The following is a 22,716-nucleotide window of genomic DNA, read 5'->3' on the forward strand; positions in this document are numbered from 1 at the left end:
AAAGTGTAATTGTCCAAATTTCAGGTGATGAAAGGACTGAATCATTTCAATTTGATTGATTTTAGATATGCTTATTCAATTACGGGTAGCGTATCTGGAATAAGCAGATACGCTCATTCAATATTTGGACTGATTAGTTTAATAAGCTTTATCTTTTTAATTTAATGTAAAATGAAAGTAACACAATTAAATGAGGAGAGAGAAGAATGGAAATAAAGCAATTAGATTCTAGAGACGCTGAAAAGTACCTTACTATAAGACTTGAAGCATTGCAAAATAGCCCAGGTGCATTTGCATCTAGTTATGAAGAGGAGAAAGACCAACCAGTAGAAAAATACAAAAATAGGTTTGAAACACCCCAAAATTCATTTACATTTGGTGCATTTGACGATTATCAACTCGTGGGAGTTATTACGTTGGTTAAGGAACAGTTGATTAAGTTAAGGCATCGAGCGAATATTGTAGCGATGTATGTTAGTCCAGAAAAACGTGGTGATGGAATAGGAAAGGCTTTAGTATCAAAAGCAATTCAAAAGGCGGTTAGCTTAGAAGATATAGAGCAAATATATTTAACTGTTGTCACAACTAATTATCCAGCTAAAAGGCTATATTCTTCAATAGGTTTTGAGGTGTTTGGACATGAGAAAAGAGCATTAAAGTTTGGTGATACATATTATGATGAAGAGCATATGGTTTTATATCTTTAGGAGAGTGGCGTTAGTTGAATAAGAAAATAAACAAAGGACCGCACATATTAGACATATCTTAAATGTGCGGTCCTTTGTTTATCAACTCTTTCCCCTATCTAACCTAAATATAACACTGGTTATATCCATATATGGATGATCGAAAAAAAGGCTATTTTCTCAAAGGTAGTTGTTTTGATGAAAATGGGGTTTCTTCAACATTCGCGCCCGATTGTGGAATAGCACTCTTTTACGAAAACAGCCAACCCCAAAAAAGTGTCCAAATTAAACAAGCTGAACTAAAAGAATTTCGATACAGAAAAGCAAATCTTTACAACATTTTTAAACCTGTTTTAAACAATATATGTGTCCATTAATGATAATCCTTAAAAACCCTCTATTTTACAGGGTTTATAGCGAATGGACACTTTTTAAGGTTGCATAAATATAGGCTTTGTTATCGAAAGAAAAAAGGGAGCAGGGATCTACTGTAAAGGTCTTGAACCGCTGAAGTGTTTAAAAATTGCTCTTTAATAAACAACAAATCTGAATGAATCGAACTTTTGCTCACAAAAAAGAATCAGCTAAGTGTAATTTATCGTACTGATTGAAACTCAAATAGGTTGATTTTAAGCAAGAAAATGATGCTGATCATCAAAGCGATGATCAGCATTTTGCTACCACCAACTTTGGTATACGACGTAGTTTTTCTGGAAAAAGGTTGAACTTAGTTCATCGCTCAGCTTATCGAGGGTTCTTTCGATTTCGTATAAATAAAAGGAGTCATATGCAGTACTTCCAAAGAAGGGACCTGGTAACGTAGGTAAGATCTCTGTGGCTCTTGATTCATCTTGCAATACACTTGCACAGTCATAGCAAAGGTTACGAATATCTTGTTCCTTCACTTCAGTGATAGCTGGGTTATCGTCGATGCCATTCATGGTATGCTGAATAAACCAATTGTGGATATGGTTTGCCTTTCGCCAGTACATCACTTTAGAAATAATCGTCAGATATTCATTGCCAAATAATTCATAAGTTGTCATATACTTTTTCACCTTTTGATAGAGTTGCCTATCTGTTCTATCTAAATCACTCAACTTATTTTCGATGTTCAACATCTGGTGCAAATCCATGCCTTCAATTTTTGGAACAGCGAATAGTCCCATATCTAACCCCATTTTTCACACCTCTTTCGAATATTTTTGGAAACATGATTCCATGGTTACAATAAATGGAAGATCATGCTCCGTTGTAGCTATCCTATCAATCGCTTCATATGAGGTAAAAAGTGAAAAATCAATACTTCAATAGTGAATTTGTCAACATATAAAGATTTTTTAACTAGCAAAATCACTTTTTCTAGTAATAAGATTGTTAGAAAAACCGAATATAGACTTTTTGGTTATTTCCTTTCATCAACCTATATTCGGACAAGCTAACGGTTACGTGACAAACATTTATACAGAAATGAATCGAATGATAGATATAAAAATTGAATTTTGACCTTGAGATATTGATGAGATTATAGTATCTTATAATGTAAGCGGTTAACTTGTAAGTACATATTTGTTTAGAGGAGGTGAATGAATCGCAATAATTTAGATCACTTGCGAACCAACTTATACGTTCCGTTTCAATGATTACCCTCAAAAGTTTCACATGTATTATGAATCACCCTAGAGACACCCACATTACTCAACAAGTCATCTTAGAATGTTTTCTCTTTAATCGCAAAAATGGAAAAAGCTTTTATAATAAGTAGCAATTTTATAAAAAATGATTGCGTTTACATTGATGTTAGGGAGGAGAAAAATAATAATGAAGCGTTTTTTTCAAATAAGTTTCGTTGCATGTTTGATCGCTCTTTTATTATTGCCAAGTACTTTGCTTGCTGAAGAAAAGAGTGATTCGGAATCAATTGATTTTGATCGTGCTTCTGTTCACGATCCGTCTGTCATAAAAGCGAAAAATGGAAAGTATTATGTATTTGGTTCACATATTGCTGTGGCTGAATCATCAGATTTAAGTAATTGGAATTCCATTGTCGATAGGGAATATCAAACACCTGAAAATAATCCTATATATGGTAATTTATCTGAGAACCTGTCTGAATCATTTGCATGGGCAGGGGAAGATGATGCTGATAGCGCAGGGGGATTTGCAGTATGGGCACCAGATATCTTCTGGAATAAAGATTATGTGTGGGAAGATGGTTCAACTGGTGCATATATGTTGTATTACAGTGTCTCTTCTACATATATCCGTTCAGCTATGGGTGTGGCTGTATCAAAGGATGTGGAAGGCCCGTATGAGTATGTCGATACGATGGTTTACTCCGGTTTCACTAACTATGAAACTTATGATGACAATAGTGATGTGAATAAGCATTGGGAAAATACAAATCTATCAGAGCTGATTGATAATGGTACAATTGATGAAGTGAATCAAGATTGGTTTACGGAAGATGGTAATTTTAACAATGCACGTTATACCAATGCGATCGACCCGAATATTCTTTATGACGAGAATGGCGACTTATATATGACGTATGGCTCATGGTCGGGTGGAACGTTTATCTTACAATTGGATAAGGAAACGGGTACACCGATTTATCCTGGAGAAGATGGAGAAACGTCTGATGGTCGGATGATTGATCGGTATTATGGTACAAAAATTGCTGGTGGTTATGGACGATCAGGTGAAGGTACGTATGCCGTTTATGATGAAGAGACTGATTATTACTACCTTTATATTACGTATGGTGGATTAGCATCTGACGGTGGTTATCAGATGAGACAATTCAGATCTGAAAATATTGATGGTCCATATGTCGATGCAGCTGGAAATGAAGCGGTTTTCCCAGAAAGTTTTGATCAGGGCGTAGGAAATTTCCCGGGAAATGATGATCATAAAAACATCGGTAATAAAATGATGGGCAATTATCTATTTAAGCGAGATTTAGGTGAAGAAGGATCTGGTATAGGTACGGGTTATATGGCGCCAGGTCACAATTCATATTTAATAGATGAAGAGCTTAACAAAGAATTTATTGTGACACATACTCGGTTTCCTGAACAAGGTGAAATGCATGAAGTTCGTGTCCATCAAACATTTAAAAACAGTAACGACTGGCCGGTCCCAACACCGTATCATTATGCAGGAGAAGAAATTGAGCCAGTTACAGACGAAGAAGTACAAGGACATTACAAGTACATTAATCATGGAAAAGAGATTACAAGCGATTTAACCGAATCAACCTGGATTACATTGAATGAAGATCAGACGATTTCTGGTGCAGTAACGGGTACATGGGAGCGCTATGACGATTATCGTGCGAAATTGACGATTGACGGCGAAACATATGATGGTGTGTTCATTCGCCAATATAATCCTACTACGGAAAAATGGGTGATGACGTTAAGTGGGATGTCAAATGAAGGTGTCGTTGTTTGGGGAAGTCATGTAGAGGAAAAACCGGATCAAGAAATTGTGAGTAGCATTAAAGAGGAATTAGCATCAACTATTCCTGAACAAGTGGTTTCCGATCTTACGTTGCAAACATTAGCGACACAAGGGGCTAAGATTGATTGGAAATCGACACATCCTGATGTGATTTCATCAGAAGGTGAGGTGAATCGTCCCCCATCTAGCTCTGAGGATGTTCAGGTCGAATTAACAGCAACCATTCAATTAGGGGATGCTACAGAAAACTTGACTATACCAGTCACCGTGCCACAAGAAAAAGAAGGTGGCTTAATCGCCGACTATGATTTTAATGATGGATTCACTGATCAGTCAGGCCATCAAGAAGATGCGACGATTACGGGAAATCGGATCAATAATACGGGTGGTGAAGTGACATTTGGCGAAGGTATCGTCGGACAGGCTGCGAAATTTAATGGTGAATCAGGGCTGCGCTTACCAAATGGTTTGATAGCCGACGATAAATATTCTATTTCTTTATGGATGAAACCCGAGGAAATTACTGAATTTACAACGACTTTCTTTGGTGCTCGCACGGAAAATAACTGGATCAGTCTTGTGCCGAATGGTGAAGGTGTCACGAAAGTATGGTCCCATAACGGAAGTGATTGGTATGATGCAACAAGTGACGGTATCATTCCTGAAGCCGAATGGACGCATGTTGCCTTTACTGCAAACGAAGGTGAGGCGAAAGTTTATATTAATGGGGAAGAGAAATTTTCTGATCAAAATTTCCCTCACATTTTTACAACAACTGATGCGCAATTCGCTTTAGGTGTGAATTATTGGGACACACCATTTAAAGGCCTGATGGACGAGTTGAAGGTGTATCAGAACCAAGTGCTTTCAGCGGATGAGGTCAATGATTACTATCAACGTGTGATCAATTCAGACAATGAAGAAGATGACTCTTCAGATAATGAAGAAAATGAAGAAACGGAAGATCATGTTATTGAATCAATCGGTGATTTAGAAAAACATGATCAAGCTTACCAAGCAGTTATGACGGCGAATCAAGTCGAAATAAAAAAATCTGTTATCGATCAGTTAAATGAATCAGATTCTATTGCGTTAACGTTTGAAAATGTACAAGCAACAATACCTGTTTCCAATGTACAAGGTAAAGGTGATATTACATTTACGGTCGATGAGGTAGCGGATGTGAAAGTAGACCATGCGGATGCTATTAGCACCCTTTATGATTTCTCGTTACAATCGAACGGGGAACAGTTGGACTTTAATGATCCGATTACTTTATCGATTCCAATTAACGGAGACAGGGTGACAAATCAGGAAAACGTGAAAGTCTTCTACATTGATGAAAACGGTGTGAAGCAAGAAGAAATAACTCCTGAGCGAATCGATCTCTCAACAGGAGAAGTAGTCGCTAATGTTGAGCACTTCAGTATGTATGGTGTATATGAAGTAGCAAGTGAACAAACAGGCGATGGCTCTGGCAATGACGAAGGATCGACAGAAGATGGAACCAACGACGAAGGATCAAGTGATGGTGATTCCAATAATGACTCTACGTCAACGGAAGAGGAAGAAGCGGAAACAGAGGGTGAAACCTTACCAGATACAGCAACCAATCAGTATCGTTGGCTCTTATTTGGGTTACTACTAACGATTGCAGGTGGTGCTATCCTGTATTTCGCCAGACGCAAGCAACAAATGAATCAGTAACATGAATAACAACCTCCCTATTTTCTGAGTGGGGAGGTTGTTACCTGTTTCGGTTTTGAATAAAGTCTATAAATTCATCGGAACTTGCTTTGTTAAATCGTTGTTTCTTTGTGACAAGCCAAAGGTTTCGTTTGAATTCAACGTCTTTTATTTTTGTTTCACAGATAAATCCTTGCTCTAGCTCGCGCGTAACCGTTAGACTTGAAACAATACTTACGCCCAAATTGTTCTCAACCGCACTTTTAATGGCTTGTGTACTTCCAAGGTCCATATCATATTCAATTTTATCTAGCATATTATACTCTTTTAAGAAATTTTCTATAATTAATCGAGTACCTGATGTAGGTTCTCTCCATAACATTCTCTCGTTGGATAGTTCCTGAATCGTAATGGTGTCACGATCTTTCCAAGCATGATCAGGAGAATGAATTAAGATTAACTCATCTTCAGCCATATTCCTAACTTGTAACTCTTCATCCGTAACAATTCCTTCGACTAAAGCTAGATCGATCACTCCGTTAGATAAAGCTTCTAACACGCGTGGTGTATTCTCAACTAAAAGAGATAGGTTGATTTCTGGCTGTTTCTTTTTAAATCTCCCTAATAGACCAGGCAATAAGTATTCACCAATTGTATAGCTGGCGCCGACTTTTAACGTTTCATGATACCCTTTGTTACTCGCACTAACTGTATTCTTGGAGCGTTTGAAATCTTCGACAATGGCTTTAGCAAATGGATATAATGTTTTTCCATTTTCAGTGAGTATTAATCGTCCATCTTTTCGGTAGAATAATAATGCATCATATGCACTCTCTAGTTGATGGATTTGTTTAGTGACAGCCGGTTGTGAAACATAAGATAGTTTAGCGGCTTGGCTAATGCTCCCAACATCAACAACTAAACAGAACATTTGTAATGTGGAGATGTTCAAGAGAGATTCCTCCTTAACAGACATAGACCCTTATATGTTACAGAAGGGCTATTTTAACTATATTGTATAGATTTATGCAGATAATGAAAAGGATGCTCACGTTGAATATCTTTTCTACCATTGAATTTGTTAGCTTCGTTACAATATGAGAACCGATAATACCGCCCATAATTCCGCCTGGTATCATAAAATAAAGCATCGACAAATGATAATCATTAAAACCTGTTGTGAATAAAATCAACACAAGTGCCGATAACTGTGAAAAAAAGATGATAAAAATCGAATTAATGCCAGCATCCTTGCCCTTCATGGAAAATAGCAAGACTAACATGGCAACATTCAGCGGCCCGCCACCGATGCTAAGAAATGCGGATAGAAATCCTAAAGAGAAGCCGACACTCAATATAACTAGTTTGTTTGTAAGAACAAAAGATTTTAATTGAGCTTTCTTTTTAAAATACATATAGATGAGCAGAAGTAAACTGGCTAATATCGTTGATTGCGTGATTGCTGTAATAGAAGGGATATCCATTGATAAGACAAGTAGATTAAAACTGAGTTTCCCGGCTAGACCACCCAAGATGGAGCCGATAGCAATGAGTGAACTAATCTCTTTATTAATATGCAGATTTGTATTTTTACTGCTTTTTAATAAAGAAGAGATCGCCATAGACAAAACAGTCACCGACGATAAAACACCAATAGTGGCTAAATCAAAATCTCCAAGCACATCTAATACGGCTTAATAATGACGCCACCACCTAGACCAGCAATGGATCCAAGTGTAGAAGCGAAAAGCCCGACAATAAAGTAAATGATAAACATTCGTAACAACTCCGATGGTCTAAACATTAGTTGATTGATCGATAAATTTATCATAGCAAATGTTGAATTATTGTGATAATAACGCCTTTGAATAGGTTATAACGAAAAGATATAGGTATATTTCTATGTGCCTATAACCCCGATGGTAGAGGTCATATATTGAGAATGATGAAAATATTACGTAAAAGAAAGGGCTTGCAACACAAATTTTCATATGCTAGTATAAGTTCAACAAATTAAATCATTAGGATTGTTACTATTCAAGAAATAGGCAAAACCTAAATTTGGCGTCTAACAGTACCTTTTAGGGATGTTGATGTGCAAATTTAGGTTTTTTTATTTGAATCAATTTTGTAAGTAAAGATATCAAGAGGGGAGGGGAGAGATGAGGATACGAAAAGTTTTAAATAACAATGTTGTTGTTTCTTATAATGAGTTAAATCAGCAAGTAATTGTAATGGGAAAAGGATTAGCATTTCACAAAAAGGAAGGCGATGAAATTGATACATCAAAAATAAGAAAAACATTTGTTTTACAGACCAAAGGAATTTCCGACAAAATCGCCAAAGTATTGATGGGTACCTCAGAAATTTACTTGAATATTGCTGCACAGTTTTATGAATATGCACAATCAAAGCTTTCCTATAAGTTGGATGAATATCTATATATTGCTTTAACTGACCATATCAGCTTTGCTGTATCCAGATATAAAAAAGGCGTTGAATTAAAAAATCCACTTGCCTGGGAAATTAGGAAGTATTATAAATTAGAATATCAACTTGCTTTAAAATGTCTAGAAGTTATTGAGAAAAAGACAGATGTCCGTCTTGGGGATGATGAAGCCGCTACAATTGCTTTACATTTAGTTAATAGTCAATTATCCGGTGAGAATATGAAAACTGCTTTCCGCATTACGGAGATCGTAGATACAATTATCAGTATCGTGAAGTATCATTTTAAAATAGAGTTAGATGAGGAATCAGTCAATTATGAAAGGTTTCTAACGCATCTCCGCTTTTTTGCCATTCGTCTCATTCGTAATGAAAAGCCAGAGGAGAATGCTGATTTATTCTTCTATGAACAAATCAAAGCCAATTATACAGAGAGTTATGATTGCACAGCAAAAATTGCAACATATTTAAAAAATAATTTGAATTGGGATCTCTCGAAGGATGAAGAAATCTATTTAACTGTTCACATTAACAGGGTCACAGACCGACAGAAAAATGAAAAAAGCTAAAATCTCAAGGTGGACTTATTTTATTCAAGTGTTATGAAAGAGTGAAAATAATTTATTTATTGATAAATGACAACTTTAATCGAAGGCATGTTACCTATTATGGGCATAACCTGAGCTGATCTTTAACCGACACAAGTGTGTGGTTAGGATTATCTCAGGTTTTTTTAATATAAAAAATACAGAAAGAAGGGATTTACCATGCAATACGAACAGCTAGCAAAAGACATTATAGAAAATGTCGGTGGCAAAGAGAATGTAAAGAGCGTCGTCCATTGTGTCACACGACTGCGCTTTAAGTTGAAGGATGAGGATAAAGCAAATACAGAAGTTTTAGAAAGTATGGATGGTGTTGTCTCGGTCATGAAAAGTGGTGGTCAATACCAAGTTGTTATTGGAAATCATGTACCTGATGTATACAAGGCCGTACAACAGGTTGGAGGTTTTGAATCTCAAGAAGATGCAGACGATGATGAAGGGGAACAACAAGGGTTATTTAACAAATTAATTGATATTATTTCAGGAATTTTTGCTCCAACTCTTGGTGTCTTAGCAGCTACAGGGATGATTAAGGGCTTTAACGCATTATTTCTTTCATTAGGATTATATGCTGAATCAAGTGGAACATATAATATTTTGCAGGCTGTAGGCGATTCGCTATTTTACTTTTTCCCTATTTTCCTTGGTCTTACAGCTATGAAGAAATTTAATGGAAATCAATTTGTAGGGATGGCGATTGGTGGAGCGCTAGTCTATCCAGCGATGAGTAATTTAGAAAATGGTGATCCATTGTATACGTTATTTTCAGGAACGATCCTTGAGTCACCTGTTCACATTACGTTTCTCGGAATACCAGTCATTTTAATGACTTATTCATCTTCGGTTATTCCAATTATTTTATCTACTTTTGTCGCATCGAAGATCGAAAAATGGTTAACCAAAATTATACCGAGTGTTGTAAAGACATTTTTGGTACCATTCTTCACATTATTGATTATTGTACCAGTTGCATTTATTGTCATTGGGCCAGTTGCTACTTGGTTAGGTTTAATACTAGGGAATGCCTCGAATTGGGTATTTGAAATCAGTCCCGTGATCGCAGGTTTAGTTCTCGGTGGATTTTGGCAAGTTCTTGTCATGTTTGGACTTCACTGGGGATTTATTCCAATTGGACTTAACAATTTAAGTGTGGCAGGGTCTGATCCAATCTTAGCATATGTATCGGCAACATCACTTGCAACAACAGGTGTAGTATTAGGGGTTATGGTCAAGACAAAAAATCAAAATACGAAAACATTGAGTATTCCTGCGGCGATTTCGAGTATTTTCGGTGTCTCAGAACCAGCGATTTATGGAATTACATTACCTTTAAAAAGACCTTTTATTCTCACCCTCATTACCTCAGCAGTTGGTGGAGGAATTATGGGATTAATGGGTACGAAAGTATATATGCTCGGTGGTTTAGGTATTTTTGGTATTCCTTCTAAAATTGGTCCTAATGGTTTAGATATGGGCTTTTGGGGTGGTATTGTTGCGATGGTAGTGAACCTTATACTTGGATTTATTCTAGCGTATTTCTTTGGCTTGAAAAATGAAACTACAGATGATTCCAACACAAATAACGAGCAGTCTCATACTGGTTCCAAAAAAGACAAGCAAGAAGTCGTTAGTCCACTTACAGGAAATACGATCGCATTATCTGAAGTGAAAGATGCTGCTTTTTCATCGAATGCATTAGGGAAAGGAACAGCGATTAATCCGACGGAAGGAAATCTGATGGCACCGATTGCTGGTACAGTGTCTGCCATATTTCCAACGAATCATGCCGTAGGGATTACAGATGATTATGGTACAGAAGTATTGATTCATATAGGCTTAGATACCGTGCAGTTAGAAGGTAAGTTTTTCGAAGCATATGTAGCACAAGGAGATAAGGTGGAAAAAGGTCAAACGCTGATTGAATTTGATATTGAGCAGATTCAACAAGCTGGCTTTTCGACAACGACACCTATTGTTATTACAAACCTTGATAGTCAAAGTGAACTAATTATCTCGGAAACGGAGACAGTTGATCAAGGGGATAAACTCATCACAATTATGAATGAAAGCCATGATCATGAAGAAAGTTTTGCAACAGTAACAAACTAAATCTGTGTAATGAAGAAAGTAAAGTATATGCTTTACTTTCTTTCTGATATACTTTTTATACTGTTAGGAAAGGATGATATTGCATGAAAGTCATTCAAGTCATGTTTGATACGTTAAAAAGAAATAGTTTAAATGCGTATGAAACTTCTGATATAAAAACACCGAATTTCGATCGTTTACAAAAGAAGACTGTACAATTCAATAATTTCTTTTCTGGTAGCTTACCTTGTATGCCAGCAAGAAGAGATATGCAGACAGGGCGTTATAACTTTTTACATCGTGGCTGGGGACCCATGGAGCCCTACGACGACTCGATGCCAGAAATTTTAAAGCAGAATGGGATTTATACGCATCTTGTGACAGATCATAAACATTACTGGCGAGATGGTGGTGCAACGTATCATCCACGTTATTCCTCTTATGAACTTATTCGTGGACAAGAAGGTGATAACTGGAAAGCAAAAGTGGATAAAGATATGGAAATAGAGGGGTTAGATCATATTCCAGAGGCATTTAAGAAAAGAAAGATGGCTAGTATGTCTCAAGACTTTGTTAATAGAGAGCATATGCCGAATGAAGAAGATCACTTCTTACATCGCACGGTGGAAGCTGGTATGGAGTTTCTACGAGAGAATAAAGATGCGGATAATTGGTTCTTACAAATCGAATGTTTTGACCCACATGAGCCTTTTTTTGTCCCAGAGAAGTATTTGCAAATGTATGGACTATCTCAAGATGACTTTAATGGATGGCTCTTATATTCCCATGATGATTACTCAACGGAACAATCCCAACAAATGAAAGGTTTCTATAAAGCACTTGTGACAATGTGTGATGCTTATTTAGGCAAGGTACTCGATTATATGGATGAACATCATATGTGGGAGGATACGATGTTGATCGTTAATACAGATCATGGATTATTATTAGGTGAGCATGATTGGTGGGGCAAGAACATTATGCCAGTCTATAACGAGATTGCCCATCTTCCATTCTTTATTTGGTATCCGCAATTAGGTGTGCATAATGAATCAAGAAATCAGTTGGCTCAGAACATTGATCTACCTGCAACCATATTGGAATTCTTTCATTTGGACAGACCTGATTTTATGCGAGGAAAGTCTTTGCGAAATGTGATTGAATCTGAAGATGAAGTCAATCATGATGCTATTTTGTTTGGTACATTTGGAAGCAATGTGAATGTAGCTGATCAAGAATACGTCTATATGAGAGCGCCAATTCCTGGAAAAGAAGAATACTTGTATGAATATACACTGTCACCAATGAGAATGAATAGGCGCTTTACGACGGATGAATTAAAAGATGCAGTTTTTGAACATTCCTTTGAGTTTACAAAAGGTGTCGGTACTTTGAAAATGCAAACTTCTGACTTCATGGGAAAGAGTTATCAACGTTTTGGTAATAAATTGTTTAACTATCAAGAGGATCCCGAACAAAAAAATCCATTAAATGATATAGAGAAAGAATTTGAAATGATCAATAAATTAAAAGAAATAATGACTGAAAATGAAGCACCATCATCCTTATTTACCTATTACGGATTAGATCAAATTCATACGGTTGAGGATCTGAGGAAAGAACATGAACTTTTAGATCGTGAGCAAGAAGCATACTGTAAGAATCTGAAGTTTTCAAACTACAATATAAAAGATGGGTATTTAACTGTAATTAATGCAGTCAATGATTCAACAATCGCTCAATCGTTACAAACAGATTTTGAGAAGAATATTGATGTCGTGACAGAAGAAGTATTAAGAAATTGGATTCAAGAGAACCTGGAGCCAAAAGAAAAAGCGCGTATTTTATATCAACTCGACATGACATTGAGAATAGATTAATGTGTACAATTGACGGTGCGATTGTATAATGAGTGCATTGTAATAAAGTATTTACGTCGCTAGAAAGGGGGGCTTTTTTTGGATAAAGAACATAATCAATCCTCTTGTTGTGCTGTGAGTCGTTCACAAGTGGGAAGTCATCATGATACAAAAAAGTCAATTCCCTATGTAACGGATGAATCGCTCAAGTTTAAAGACAAGATGGTTTTTCTTGATGGTGGAGAATTCTTAATGGGAACAGATGATCAAGAAGGTTTTGCGTCTGACGAAGAAGGACCTGTAAGAAAGGTGAAAGTTGATCCCTTTTATATTGATACTCATACCGTGACGAATGCAGAGTTCAAGGAGTTTGTGGATGCAACAGGATATAAAACCGAAGCAGAATCCTTTGGCTGGTCTTTCGTATTCTATCACTTTCTTACGAAGGACCAACTCGTTGAAAGTCGTCAGGTGCCAGGTGCTTCATGGTGGTTAGCAATAGACGGGGCGTATTGGTATCAACCTGAGGGACCAGGATCAACAATTACTGATCGCTGGGACCATCCAGTGATTCATGTATCTTGGAATGATGCTGTTGCTTTTTGCAATTGGGCTGGTAAACGATTGCCGACAGAAGCCGAATGGGAATACGCTGCCCGTGGAGGCCTTGAGCAAAAACGATATCCATGGGGAGATGAGTTAACACCAAATGGAGAACATTATTGCAACATATGGCAAGGTGATTTTCCTGAGAAGAATACATTGGATGATGGTTATTTAGGAACGGCTCCTGCGACATCTTTTCCGCCGAATGGATATGGCTTATATAATGTATCAGGGAATGTTTGGGAGTGGTGTTCGAATGATTTTAACAACAAGATGAATGAGCCATCAAAGCAAATATATAGCGAAATTCCTAAGGTAACGCGAGGCGGATCTTATTTATGCCATAAATCATACTGCAATCGTTACCGAGTTGCTGCACGTAGCGCCAACACAATCGATAGTTCTACAGGAAATTTAGGGTTTAGATGCGTTGTGGATATTTGAATATTTCATCAGTGTAACGAAGGCTTCTTACCATTAATTTGGTAAGAAGCTTTCGTTTGTGATTTTGCTGGCAAGAGTTTTTAATCGTCTAATATCAATCTCATATGTATTTTCGTATCTTCTAGTTATCTTTAGAATCTCTTCCTTGGCTCCATAATAAATTACATAAAAATCATCTTGAATATATTGTACCACAAATAGGTCATCAAAGTACTCAAAGGTATTTACATTAATAGAGATAAATCCAGTTGATTGAGCAGTTGTCTTAACACTTATTCTTCTTTTATTACAAATAACATCATAACCATGCTGATTTGTTTCTTTTGCTAGTGTGCCATCTGTTTTAATGGCGCAAATAAATTCTCCAATTCTACCAGTTAAGTGCCGGAGTTCGGTAGGTTTGCATTTTAATGCTTTTATTTCATATTGTAATATCTGGTTATATTCCTCATACAGCTTCATAATTTGTTCTTTGCTAATCATATTTAATTGAGAAATATTAGATGGGTCATATCTAAGACGATCCGTCTCAAAAAAGGTCTTCTCACCATTTTTCCATTCACCAACTATGACTTCATTACCACCGTTTGGTTTGTGGTAGATCAAACCCGTATAAGGATAATTTTCTCCAAGATATTTATATAAACTTCGATTAACGTACTGAAAAATATGCTTATCAAATGCAATACCACTATTATAGCGGTTGTAACAGTAGTCAGATAAAATAATACTATCTGAATTTGTCCCAAATTGATTAATGAGTTTCTCCTTTATTTCATTAGGAGAAACAATCTCGTTAATTCTATTTTGTAATACATATTTTATCTGATCAAATATATTCATATAAACCTCCTCACCCATAAAAACAAATCTAATTAAATAGTACACTAATTTCTTATCTATATTAAATATTTTGACTGCCAGTGATATTAGAATTTTTCTTGACCAATACAATGTCATGAACTTACAAAAAAGGGGTTTTATATTAGTGTTAATCAAAGGAGGATTATGTGAGAGGTTCTATGGTCAACCATCATTAGTGACTATTTAGAAGTAGAAAATCTTATGGGCCATCAATTAAATTGCATCGTTATACATTGACACAAATTGACGTTTCTGCAGTTTATGGGGCGGATCTTATATTGTATAAGGGGTTGAGATTGAAAGTGATTATGGTTGAAATGACCAATGAATTTGGAGAATATAAGCCTGTTCTTGAAATCGGTGACACGATAACGGAAGAACAGCTGTAAGATAATGAAGAAGGATTGGTTGCCCCATATATTTGGTTTATGTGCATAAAAAATAAATAAACAATTTTAACAAAACTTTAAATTGTGTTTATACTGTCTACAAATTTCTTCCTTATACTGAATAATGTATATACAAAGGAAGGAGTGGATGTAGTGATAGTTAGTAAGAACAAATTTATGGCGTTTATGTTTGCGCTGCTTGTTGGGTTGTTCATTATTCCAGGAATGGTTATGGCAGAGGGACCAACTGATCCAGCGCCTGAAATCAACCCTGAAAACCCAAATGGAAAAAGTGTGTTATTTGATAATACACATGGTCAAACAGCTGGACAAGCAGATTGGGTAATTGATGGTGCATTTTCTGATTTTGCTGAAGGAATTGCAGAGAATGGGTATCATGTAAAAGAACTGCGTCAGATAGATCCAATTGAACTGGAGGATTTAGCTCCATATGACGTGTTTATCATTCCAGAAGCGAATATTCCATTTAAGAAATCAGAGCAAGATGCAATGACGGCGTACACGGAAAATGGCGGAAGTATCTTTTTTATATCAGATCACTATAATGCTGATCGCAATAAGAATCGTTGGGACTCATCAGAAATTATGAATGGATTCCGCCGTGGTGCTTATCAGAATCCGACAAAAGGTATGGATGAAGATGAAATAACTTCGGAAGCGATGCAAGGGGTCGAAAGTTCAGATTGGCTTAGTGATGAATTTGGTATTCGTTTTCGTTTTAATGCACCAGGCACTGTGACAGCTGATCAAATTGTAGCGTCAACAGATGCATTTGGTATTACAGAAGGGGTCGATGAAGTAGCGATGCATGCTGGATCCACCCTTGCGATTACCAATCCAGATGTAGCGAAAGGGATTGTTTATCTCCCTGAAAATTTGACAGTGAATGATAAATGGGGACCGGCTGTTGATGAAGGCATTTATCATGGTGGTGGTGAAGCGGAAGGTCCTTATGCTGCGATTGCGAAAAAAGAAGATGGAAAAGCCGCTTTCATCGGTGACTCGTCACCAGTGGAAGATGCAACACCGAAATATCAAAATGAAGAAACGGGTGACTCGAAAACAACGTATGATGGTTTTCAAGAAGCAGATGACGCTGAATTACTACTGAATATCGTAGATTGGTTAGCGCAACAAGAAGATTATCAAACGTTTGAACAAACAGACATCACATTGGATGAAGTTTCTCCCATGCTAGATAAAGAGATTCCAGAAAATACAACCCAACCAGAAGATGAACCTTGGACAGAACCGTCTCAAGGTTATGATTGGTATGATATGTCTACTTTTGCTCCAGGTTCTTATGGTTCGGAGCAAGAGCCAGTGGAAGATCCGAATTATTCTTTCGATCATGCAGATGTTTTACCGAATGACCAATCGTTTACGATCGATGTGAAGGTCGAAGGATTAAATCCGGGACAAACCGTCTCTGGTTATGAAGTCGGAATCTATTTAGATGGTGGTCAACAGATTGCTAAAGTGCAAAATGAAGACGGTAGTTGGCCATCTTATTATGGATACAGTCCATCATTTTCTGTGACAGCGAATGAAAATGGTACGGCAGTTAAATCATTAACGGTTCGTGTACAAGATGGAGTAGAAGGCGATGCAAATCTTCGTCTCAGACAATCTGGCAATAATTTGTATACAACAACCGTAGCATTTGGCGAAGCGGGTGAAAACCCTGATCAAGAGCCTGAAATGTTGACAATCCAAGAAGCTCGCAACACAGCTAATGGAGCGGAAGCAACCGTCGAAGGTGTCATTACATCAGCACCTGGTACGTTTGGTGGACAGGGATTCTATCTACAGGATGATACAGGTGGTATCTATGTTTTTCAACACGACAATCGTTATGAAAAAGGACAAAAAGTTACTGTAACTGGTGAATTGACAACGTATCAAGGATTAAAAGAGTTGGCTAGCATCACTTCTATTGAGGTACAGGGAACAGAGTCACTTCCTGGTTATCAAACAGTCGACGTACTGGATGGTTCGAATCAAGCAGAGCGGGTGACGATCGAAGGTGGTACTATTGCGAATGTCGAGAGTTACTACAACGCTTTTGAGTTTGATCTTGAGGTTAACAATCAGACGACTCGTGTTCGCGTGGATAATCGTACGGGTGTTTCATTTGCCGATTTTCAATCACAATTTGAGGAAGGCGATCAGGTCTCAGTTTCAGGTATTGCATCCATTTACGGCGATACGTATCAATTGCTTCTGCTTTCCATGGATGATATTGAATCAAGTGGTACAGCACCAACGATTTCAGATCTGAATATCTCAGTTTTTGATATTACGGAAACTACAACAATTTCGCTTGATGTCAAAGATGTAGATGATGATCTCGCTTCTGTTACTGCAACAATCGATGGCGAGAAGTGGAATGGGAATCCCGTTATATCTCCGCTTCAATTTACAGTGGATGAATATGAACTCGTTGTGCAAGCGGAAGATGAAATGGGGCATATAGCACAGCGCACGTTTACAGTAGAAGCAGTGCTTGGTATGAACCAGTTAGATGAATTAATTGAAGCTGGCGCGTCCCTTGGTTATATTAAAGATGACAAAACCGCTGATCGATTAGAGAAAAAAGCGAACAACGTACAAAAAGCGAAGAACTACCGGTCTCAACGCGGTAAAACCAATGCACTCCTTCATCAACTAGAAGCTCAATCCGGAAAAAAAATAGATGAAGATTATCTCGCATATTGGCAATCGTTATATTAGGAATATGAGAGGAGAGACGAACGATATACGTCTCTCCTTATTTTTATATCTGCTTCATCAAACGTTGCGTTTTATGTTATAGTCATAATTAATAATGATTCTCAATTAGTTGAAAAAGGTGATACATGTGCATGAAATAAAACAATTAAAACCTTCTATATATTCGTTGACATTAAATCGTTTGGAGTGGGTAAAAAAGGATCAACAATATCGATTGCGATTTACTTTGAGCAATCAATATTTATTAGTCTATATCGCTCAAGGGAAAGGATTTATTTATATCAATAAGGAAAAATTATCTGTTCATCAGAAGGAAATATATTTATGCAAGCCTGGGGATACATATGCGTTTGATTTAACTTCAGGAATCGAGTTGTATGCTTTTCATTTCGACATGGCAGGTGAGCCATTGAAACAGCAGATTATGCGGTTGCAAATCGCAGAACCACTAATGAAATATTGTAACCAATTGTTATCATTAAGCGAAGCTAAAACGGAATTAGAAAATTTTCGCCTCCAGATTACATTTGAAGAAATGATCTATTTTATAGTCAGTTCTGATAAAGGGGTATCGGATAACAAATTATTAGAAGCGAAGAAATATATGGATAGTCATTATCAACATTCGATTCAAATAGAACATTTGGCAAATATTGCCCAAGTTAGTGAGCATTATTTTGTTGAATTATTCACCAAACAATATGGTGTCAGCCCAATAAAATATTTACAGCAGCAAAGACTGGTAGAAGCAAAAAGGTTACTAATTCAATCGGATGCAAGGTTACGCGAGATTGCGCGAAATGTGGGGATAAGTGATGAATACTATTTTAGCAGGTGGTTTAAAAAGAAAACGGGTCTATCCCCTAGTGTCTTTCGTAGCAATCATACGACCCATATAGCGGTGTGTCAACGCGATTTTATTGGGCAATTATTAGCGTTGGGCATTGTTCCATATGCTGCTCCGTTACATCCCAAGTGGACACCTTTTTATTATAAACATTATCGAACAGATATCCCACTACATTTAAGTGCTTATAAAGTAGACGTACACCATCAATCGAATCTGGAAAGAATACAGGAATGTCAGCCAGATATGATTATTTCGAATTATCGTGACGGTAGTAGATAGAAAAAAATTATAATACCAATGCAAGGTTTATTCACCTAAATTATGAAACAGAAACATGGCGAAGACAGCTACAAATAATAGCTAAATCCTTACATAAAGAAGAAGTGGCGAACAAATGGTTAAGAAATTTCACACAAAAATTAAATAGATTAAGAGCTGAATTAGATGTTCAATATCCTCATGCTACCTTTTTGTTTTTGCGAAAATATAAGCAATCTTTTTACCTGACAACAAGTCGTTCAGTATCGGAAATTTTCTTTCAAGAACTGGGAATGCATTCAGCCTATGGAAAATCTGTAGCTGGAGGAGAAATCAAGCTTGAAAACATTTTAGCGATGGATCCTGATCATATCATGCTAATGGTTTGTCAGGAACAGGAAACCTTATATGATTGGAATAAGCTACAGCTCTCAACTGACTGGATGAAATTAAAGGCAGCTAAAGAGAATAATATTCATTGTATTTCGACAGATCCTTGGTTTGAATATTCGGCAGTCGCACATGAGCGTATTCTCGAACAGGTGAGAGAATTATTAATTGAATAATGTTCAAACATAAATCTGTAAATAGTCCATTTTCAACTATTTTATCACACTCTATAATTGATAATGATTATTATTGTTAATTAAAGGAGTGTTAATAGATGTTACGAAAAAAGTTAATGTATCTTTTCCTGCTGGTTTCGCTAGTTATGATGATTATTGGATGTCAGCAAGGTGAAACAGAAGGTGCTAGTGGAGATGGGCAGACTGAAACAGAGACCGGTCAAGATCAAGAGGAAGATACAGAATCCGAAACACATACTATTCGCTATTTAGATGAGGAATATGAAGTGCCACAGGATCCTTCAATTGTTATTACAGGCAGTTTCGAAGCAATGGAGGATGCTCTATTATTAGGTGTGGAACCAATTGGTGCAATTACTGTCGGTGGTAAGTTTCCGGAAATATTTAGTGATATCGTAGGTAATGCCGAATCTATCGGTGAGAAGCGACAACCTAATACTGAAAAAATCCTAGAATTGAATCCAGATGTTATTTTGAGCACCACGAAATTTCCTGAGGATGTAAGTGCGAAATTGAATGAAATCACAACTGTTATACCTGTGTCACATATATCCACGAATTGGAAGGAAAATTTGTTATTAATGGGTCAACTTTCTGGAGAGACAGAAAAAGCAGAACAGAGCTTAGCAGATTATGAAACGCAATTAACGGAATTGACAGAGAAAATGTCGGATGACGTGCAGAATAAAAAAGTAGTGGTGGTAAGGATCAGGTCAGGAAATATTATGATATACTCTCCTGATACAGCATTTAATCCCGTTTTATATGAAGATTTAGGGCTTCATTTACCTAATGTGATTGAACAAGCTGAAGTACAAGAAGCAATCTCACTAGAAAAGTTTAGTGAATTGAATCCAGATCATATTTTTGTCCAATATGCTGAATCAGAGAATCCAGACAATTCGAATGCTTTAACGAATTTAGAAGAAAATCCAATTTGGCAAAGCCTAAAAGCAGTCCAAAATGACCATGTTTATGTTAATGCCGCTCACCCATTGGCACAGGGTGGTACAGCTTGGAGTAAGCAAGAATTCTTAAATGCATTTCAGGAAACCGTCTTAGCAGAATAAAAAAGGAGCAGGAGCTATGCGACCATTAAGGTTAAAGATGCCAACTATTTTCATAACAGTAGCTCCCGTTACTATTTTATTAAGTTTAATTTGTTCAATTATTTTTGGTTCAAAGTCGATTGCTGTGAATGTGATATGGGACGCCATTTTTCATTTTGATTCACTAAATATTGATCATCAAATCGTTCGTTTTTCTCGGATTCCGAGAGCGATAGGAGCCTTATTAATTGGTGGTTTTTTAGCTATATCAGGTTCGATTATGCAGGGGATGACAAGAAACTATCTTGCATCTCCCTCTATTATGGGAGTGTCTGATGGCTCTGTATTAATGATTACATGCTGTATGATCTTTTTCCCAGGGTTACCAAATTTGACAATGGTGTTGTTTTCATTAATAGGGTCTTCACTTGCTGCTGTAATCGTTTATTTATTAGCTTCCTCTATCCCGGATGGAATGAGGCCAGTGAAAATGGCGATTATTGGAACAATCATTGGTGCGTTTTTAAGTAGTATATCTACAGCACTTGCAACCTATTTTCAAACATCACAAAATATTAGTTTTTGGTATAATGCAAGGATTGATCAAATCAATCCAGAATTATTAAAGACCATTCTTCCGTTTGCTTTTATCGGTATGGTGATAGCGTTCGGAATTTCGAAACAAATGACTTTGCTATCATTGGGACGTGATGTTGCGATAGGATTAGGACAAAATGATTTATTGGTAAAGTCGCTTGCAATCTTATCTGTCGTGTTATTAACGGGTTGTGCAGTGGCGATGGCAGGAAATATTGGTTTTGTAGGGTTGATTATTCCACATATTAGTCGTTTTTTAATAGGTGTAGAATATAGTTGGACGATCCCTTGTGCTGGGTTAATTGGTGGGTTATTTCTTGTAATTGCTGATATGGTTAGTCGATTTATGAATTATCCATTTGAAACACCGATTAGTGTGGTTACAGCGACAATTGGTGTTCCTTTTTTCCTCTATCTTATTAAAAAGAGAGGAGGGAGCCCTCATGCTGGCGCGAGTTAAACGGAAAAAATTCCTACAAATTACTTCCGTATTGTTTCTGCTTTTGATTGTAAGTGGATATATGAGTTTGACATATGGTGAATTTTCTATGAAAGTATCGGAGGTATTACAGACCTTATTTCTGCTTGATGGAACCCGTGATCATAGTATTGTTATTTTTAGCTTTCGCTTACCCAGAATCATTATTGGGCTATTTGTCGGCTTAGGTCTAGGTGTAGCAGGTGCAATTATTCAAGCGCTCACTCGAAATGATTTAGCAGATCCTGGTATATTGGGGATTAATGCTGGAGCTGGTTTAGCAATTGTTGTGTATATGTTTATAGTTAGTAAATTAGAGGTGGGAACAGAACTGCTATCCACCTTTACACTTCCGATATTTGGATGGATCGGAGGAATGGGAGCAGCGTTATTTATCTATGGTTTTTCATGGAACAATGGCAAATTGGATTCCAGTCGCTTGTTATTAGTAGGTATAGCATTAGGATCTGGCTTAGGTGCGATTACTTTATATATTTCACTAAAAATGGATCCGCAAGATTTTGAAGCAGCAACGATGTGGATGACGGGATCAATAGCCAATGCCAATTGGAACCAAATCATGTCTATTGTGCCGTGGTTTGTCGTTATTTTGCCATTTATTTTTATAAGAGCATCCCATTTGGATTTGTTCTATCTTGGTGAAGATACGGCAAAGAATGTAGGGTTATCTACTGAATGGGAAAAAAGTATTTGGCTGTTAGCGAGTATTGGTTTGATTAGTGCTTGTGTATCAGTATCGGGAAGTATTGGCTTTGTTGGACTTCTTTCTCCCCATATTGCCAGGCGACTAATCGGTCTTCATCATAAAATGGTGACTGTAGTTTCGGGTATGATTGGTATGGTGCTAGTCACGGTCTCTGACTTTATAGCAAAGTCGGTTTTTTCTCCGGTCGAATTGCCGGTTGGTGTTGTCGTATCGATTGTAGGCATTCCTTATTTTATTTATCTATTACGTAGAAAAGCAAACAAATAGACATGGAGA

Annotated in this window: 16 protein-coding genes; 12 read left to right on the forward strand and 4 right to left on the reverse strand. The window is 36.9% G+C overall.

Features of this window, described 5'->3' with window-relative positions; genetic code table 11:
• The first annotated feature begins 206 nt into the window (after window positions 1-206).
• Window positions 207-707, forward strand: a complete 501-nt coding sequence (locus J416_RS01370; protein WP_003463322.1) for a GNAT family N-acetyltransferase — start codon at window positions 207-209, stop codon at window positions 705-707.
• A 656-nt stretch (window positions 708-1,363) separates the two neighbouring features.
• Here the strand turns inward: J416_RS01370 and J416_RS14915 are convergent.
• Window positions 1,364-1,867, reverse strand: a complete 504-nt coding sequence (locus J416_RS14915) for a hypothetical protein (protein ID WP_003463326.1) — start codon at window positions 1,865-1,867, stop codon at window positions 1,364-1,366.
• 640 nt (window positions 1,868-2,507) lie between these two features.
• On the opposite strand from J416_RS14915, the gene J416_RS01385 reads away from it, so the two are divergent.
• Window positions 2,508-5,858: a LamG-like jellyroll fold domain-containing protein gene (locus tag J416_RS01385; protein ID WP_003463328.1), complete on the forward strand. Its 3,351-nt coding sequence runs from the start codon at window positions 2,508-2,510 to the stop codon at window positions 5,856-5,858.
• Window positions 5,859-5,898: 40 nt separating this feature from the next.
• On the opposite strand, the gene J416_RS01390 is transcribed toward J416_RS01385, so the two are convergent.
• The gene (locus J416_RS01390; RefSeq protein ID WP_003463330.1) at window positions 5,899-6,789 is read right to left on the reverse strand and encodes a LysR family transcriptional regulator; all 891 of its coding nucleotides are present in this window, start codon (window positions 6,787-6,789) and stop codon (window positions 5,899-5,901) included.
• Between the two features lie 37 nt (window positions 6,790-6,826).
• Complete coding sequence (locus J416_RS01395; RefSeq protein ID WP_240407234.1) at window positions 6,827-7,519, reverse strand: sulfite exporter TauE/SafE family protein; 693 nt, start codon at window positions 7,517-7,519, stop codon at window positions 6,827-6,829.
• Window positions 7,520-7,999: 480 nt separating this feature from the next.
• Here J416_RS01395 and licT point away from each other — a divergent pair, with 480 nt between their 5' ends.
• The 4 genes from licT (at window position 8,000) to J416_RS01415 (ending at window position 13,887) form a co-directional block, all read left to right on the forward strand.
• Window positions 8,000-8,854 carry a BglG family transcription antiterminator LicT gene (gene licT / locus J416_RS01400; protein WP_003463336.1) on the forward strand — a complete coding sequence of 285 codons (855 nt, stop codon included), beginning with the start codon at window positions 8,000-8,002 and terminating at the stop codon, window positions 8,852-8,854.
• Window positions 8,855-9,052: 198 nt separating this feature from the next.
• Complete coding sequence (locus J416_RS01405) at window positions 9,053-10,999, forward strand: beta-glucoside-specific PTS transporter subunit IIABC (protein WP_003463344.1); 1,947 nt, start codon at window positions 9,053-9,055, stop codon at window positions 10,997-10,999.
• Window positions 11,000-11,082: 83 nt separating this feature from the next.
• A complete protein-coding gene (locus J416_RS01410) occupies window positions 11,083-12,858 on the forward strand; it encodes a sulfatase (protein ID WP_003463346.1) in 1,776 nt (591 codons plus the stop codon).
• A gap of 78 nt (window positions 12,859-12,936) precedes the next feature.
• Complete coding sequence (locus J416_RS01415; RefSeq protein ID WP_003463348.1) at window positions 12,937-13,887, forward strand: formylglycine-generating enzyme family protein; 951 nt, start codon at window positions 12,937-12,939, stop codon at window positions 13,885-13,887.
• Window positions 13,888-13,920: 33 nt separating this feature from the next.
• Here the strand turns inward: J416_RS01415 and J416_RS01420 are convergent, their stop codons facing one another.
• Window positions 13,921-14,730 carry a DUF7225 domain-containing protein gene (locus J416_RS01420; protein ID WP_003463351.1) on the reverse strand — a complete coding sequence of 270 codons (810 nt, stop codon included), beginning with the start codon at window positions 14,728-14,730 and terminating at the stop codon, window positions 13,921-13,923.
• A 563-nt stretch (window positions 14,731-15,293) separates the two neighbouring features.
• On the opposite strand from J416_RS01420, the gene J416_RS01425 reads away from it, so the two are divergent.
• From J416_RS01425 to J416_RS01445, 6 genes are all read left to right on the forward strand, one after another.
• Window positions 15,294-17,894: a DUF5689 domain-containing protein gene (locus J416_RS01425; protein WP_003463352.1), complete on the forward strand. Its 2,601-nt coding sequence runs from the start codon at window positions 15,294-15,296 to the stop codon at window positions 17,892-17,894.
• 127 nt (window positions 17,895-18,021) lie between these two features.
• A complete protein-coding gene (locus tag J416_RS14920) occupies window positions 18,022-19,023 on the forward strand; it encodes a helix-turn-helix domain-containing protein (protein WP_052000907.1) in 1,002 nt (333 codons plus the stop codon).
• A 29-nt stretch (window positions 19,024-19,052) separates the two neighbouring features.
• Entirely contained in the window at window positions 19,053-19,568 is a 516-nt protein-coding gene (locus tag J416_RS14925) for an ABC transporter substrate-binding protein (protein WP_276116389.1), read from the forward strand.
• A 98-nt stretch (window positions 19,569-19,666) separates the two neighbouring features.
• A complete protein-coding gene (locus tag J416_RS01435) occupies window positions 19,667-20,659 on the forward strand; it encodes an ABC transporter substrate-binding protein (protein WP_003463354.1) in 993 nt (330 codons plus the stop codon).
• Between the two features lie 16 nt (window positions 20,660-20,675).
• On the forward strand, window positions 20,676-21,695 hold the full coding sequence (locus J416_RS01440; protein WP_003463355.1) for a FecCD family ABC transporter permease: 1,020 nt from the start codon (window positions 20,676-20,678) through the stop codon (window positions 21,693-21,695).
• Complete coding sequence (locus J416_RS01445; protein WP_420805420.1) at window positions 21,682-22,707, forward strand: FecCD family ABC transporter permease; 1,026 nt, start codon at window positions 21,682-21,684, stop codon at window positions 22,705-22,707. The genes J416_RS01440 and J416_RS01445 overlap by 14 nt, the downstream gene beginning before the upstream one ends.
• The last annotated feature ends 9 nt before the right edge of the window (window positions 22,708-22,716 follow it).

Source organism: Gracilibacillus halophilus YIM-C55.5, from assembly GCF_000359605.1.
Lineage (GTDB): Bacteria > Bacillota > Bacilli > Bacillales > Amphibacillaceae > Gracilibacillus > Gracilibacillus halophilus.

Excerpts from the sequence above, each read along its gene's own strand:
- licT (WP_003463336.1), top strand. The coding sequence starts at position 8,000 with ATGAGGATACGAAAAGTTTTAAATAACAATGTTGTTGTTTCTTATAAT.
- J416_RS01435 (WP_003463354.1), top strand. The coding sequence starts at position 19,667 with ATGTTACGAAAAAAGTTAATGTATCTTTTCCTGCTGGTTTCGCTAGTT.
- J416_RS01405 (WP_003463344.1), top strand. The coding sequence starts at position 9,053 with ATGCAATACGAACAGCTAGCAAAAGACATTATAGAAAATGTCGGTGGC.
- J416_RS01410 (WP_003463346.1), top strand. The coding sequence starts at position 11,083 with ATGAAAGTCATTCAAGTCATGTTTGATACGTTAAAAAGAAATAGTTTA.
- J416_RS14915 (WP_003463326.1), bottom strand. The coding sequence starts at position 1,867 with ATGGGGTTAGATATGGGACTATTCGCTGTTCCAAAAATTGAAGGCATG.
- J416_RS01440 (WP_003463355.1), top strand. The coding sequence starts at position 20,676 with ATGCGACCATTAAGGTTAAAGATGCCAACTATTTTCATAACAGTAGCT.
- J416_RS01370 (WP_003463322.1), top strand. The coding sequence starts at position 207 with ATGGAAATAAAGCAATTAGATTCTAGAGACGCTGAAAAGTACCTTACT.
- J416_RS01420 (WP_003463351.1), bottom strand. The coding sequence starts at position 14,730 with ATGAATATATTTGATCAGATAAAATATGTATTACAAAATAGAATTAAC.
- J416_RS01385 (WP_003463328.1), top strand. The coding sequence starts at position 2,508 with ATGAAGCGTTTTTTTCAAATAAGTTTCGTTGCATGTTTGATCGCTCTT.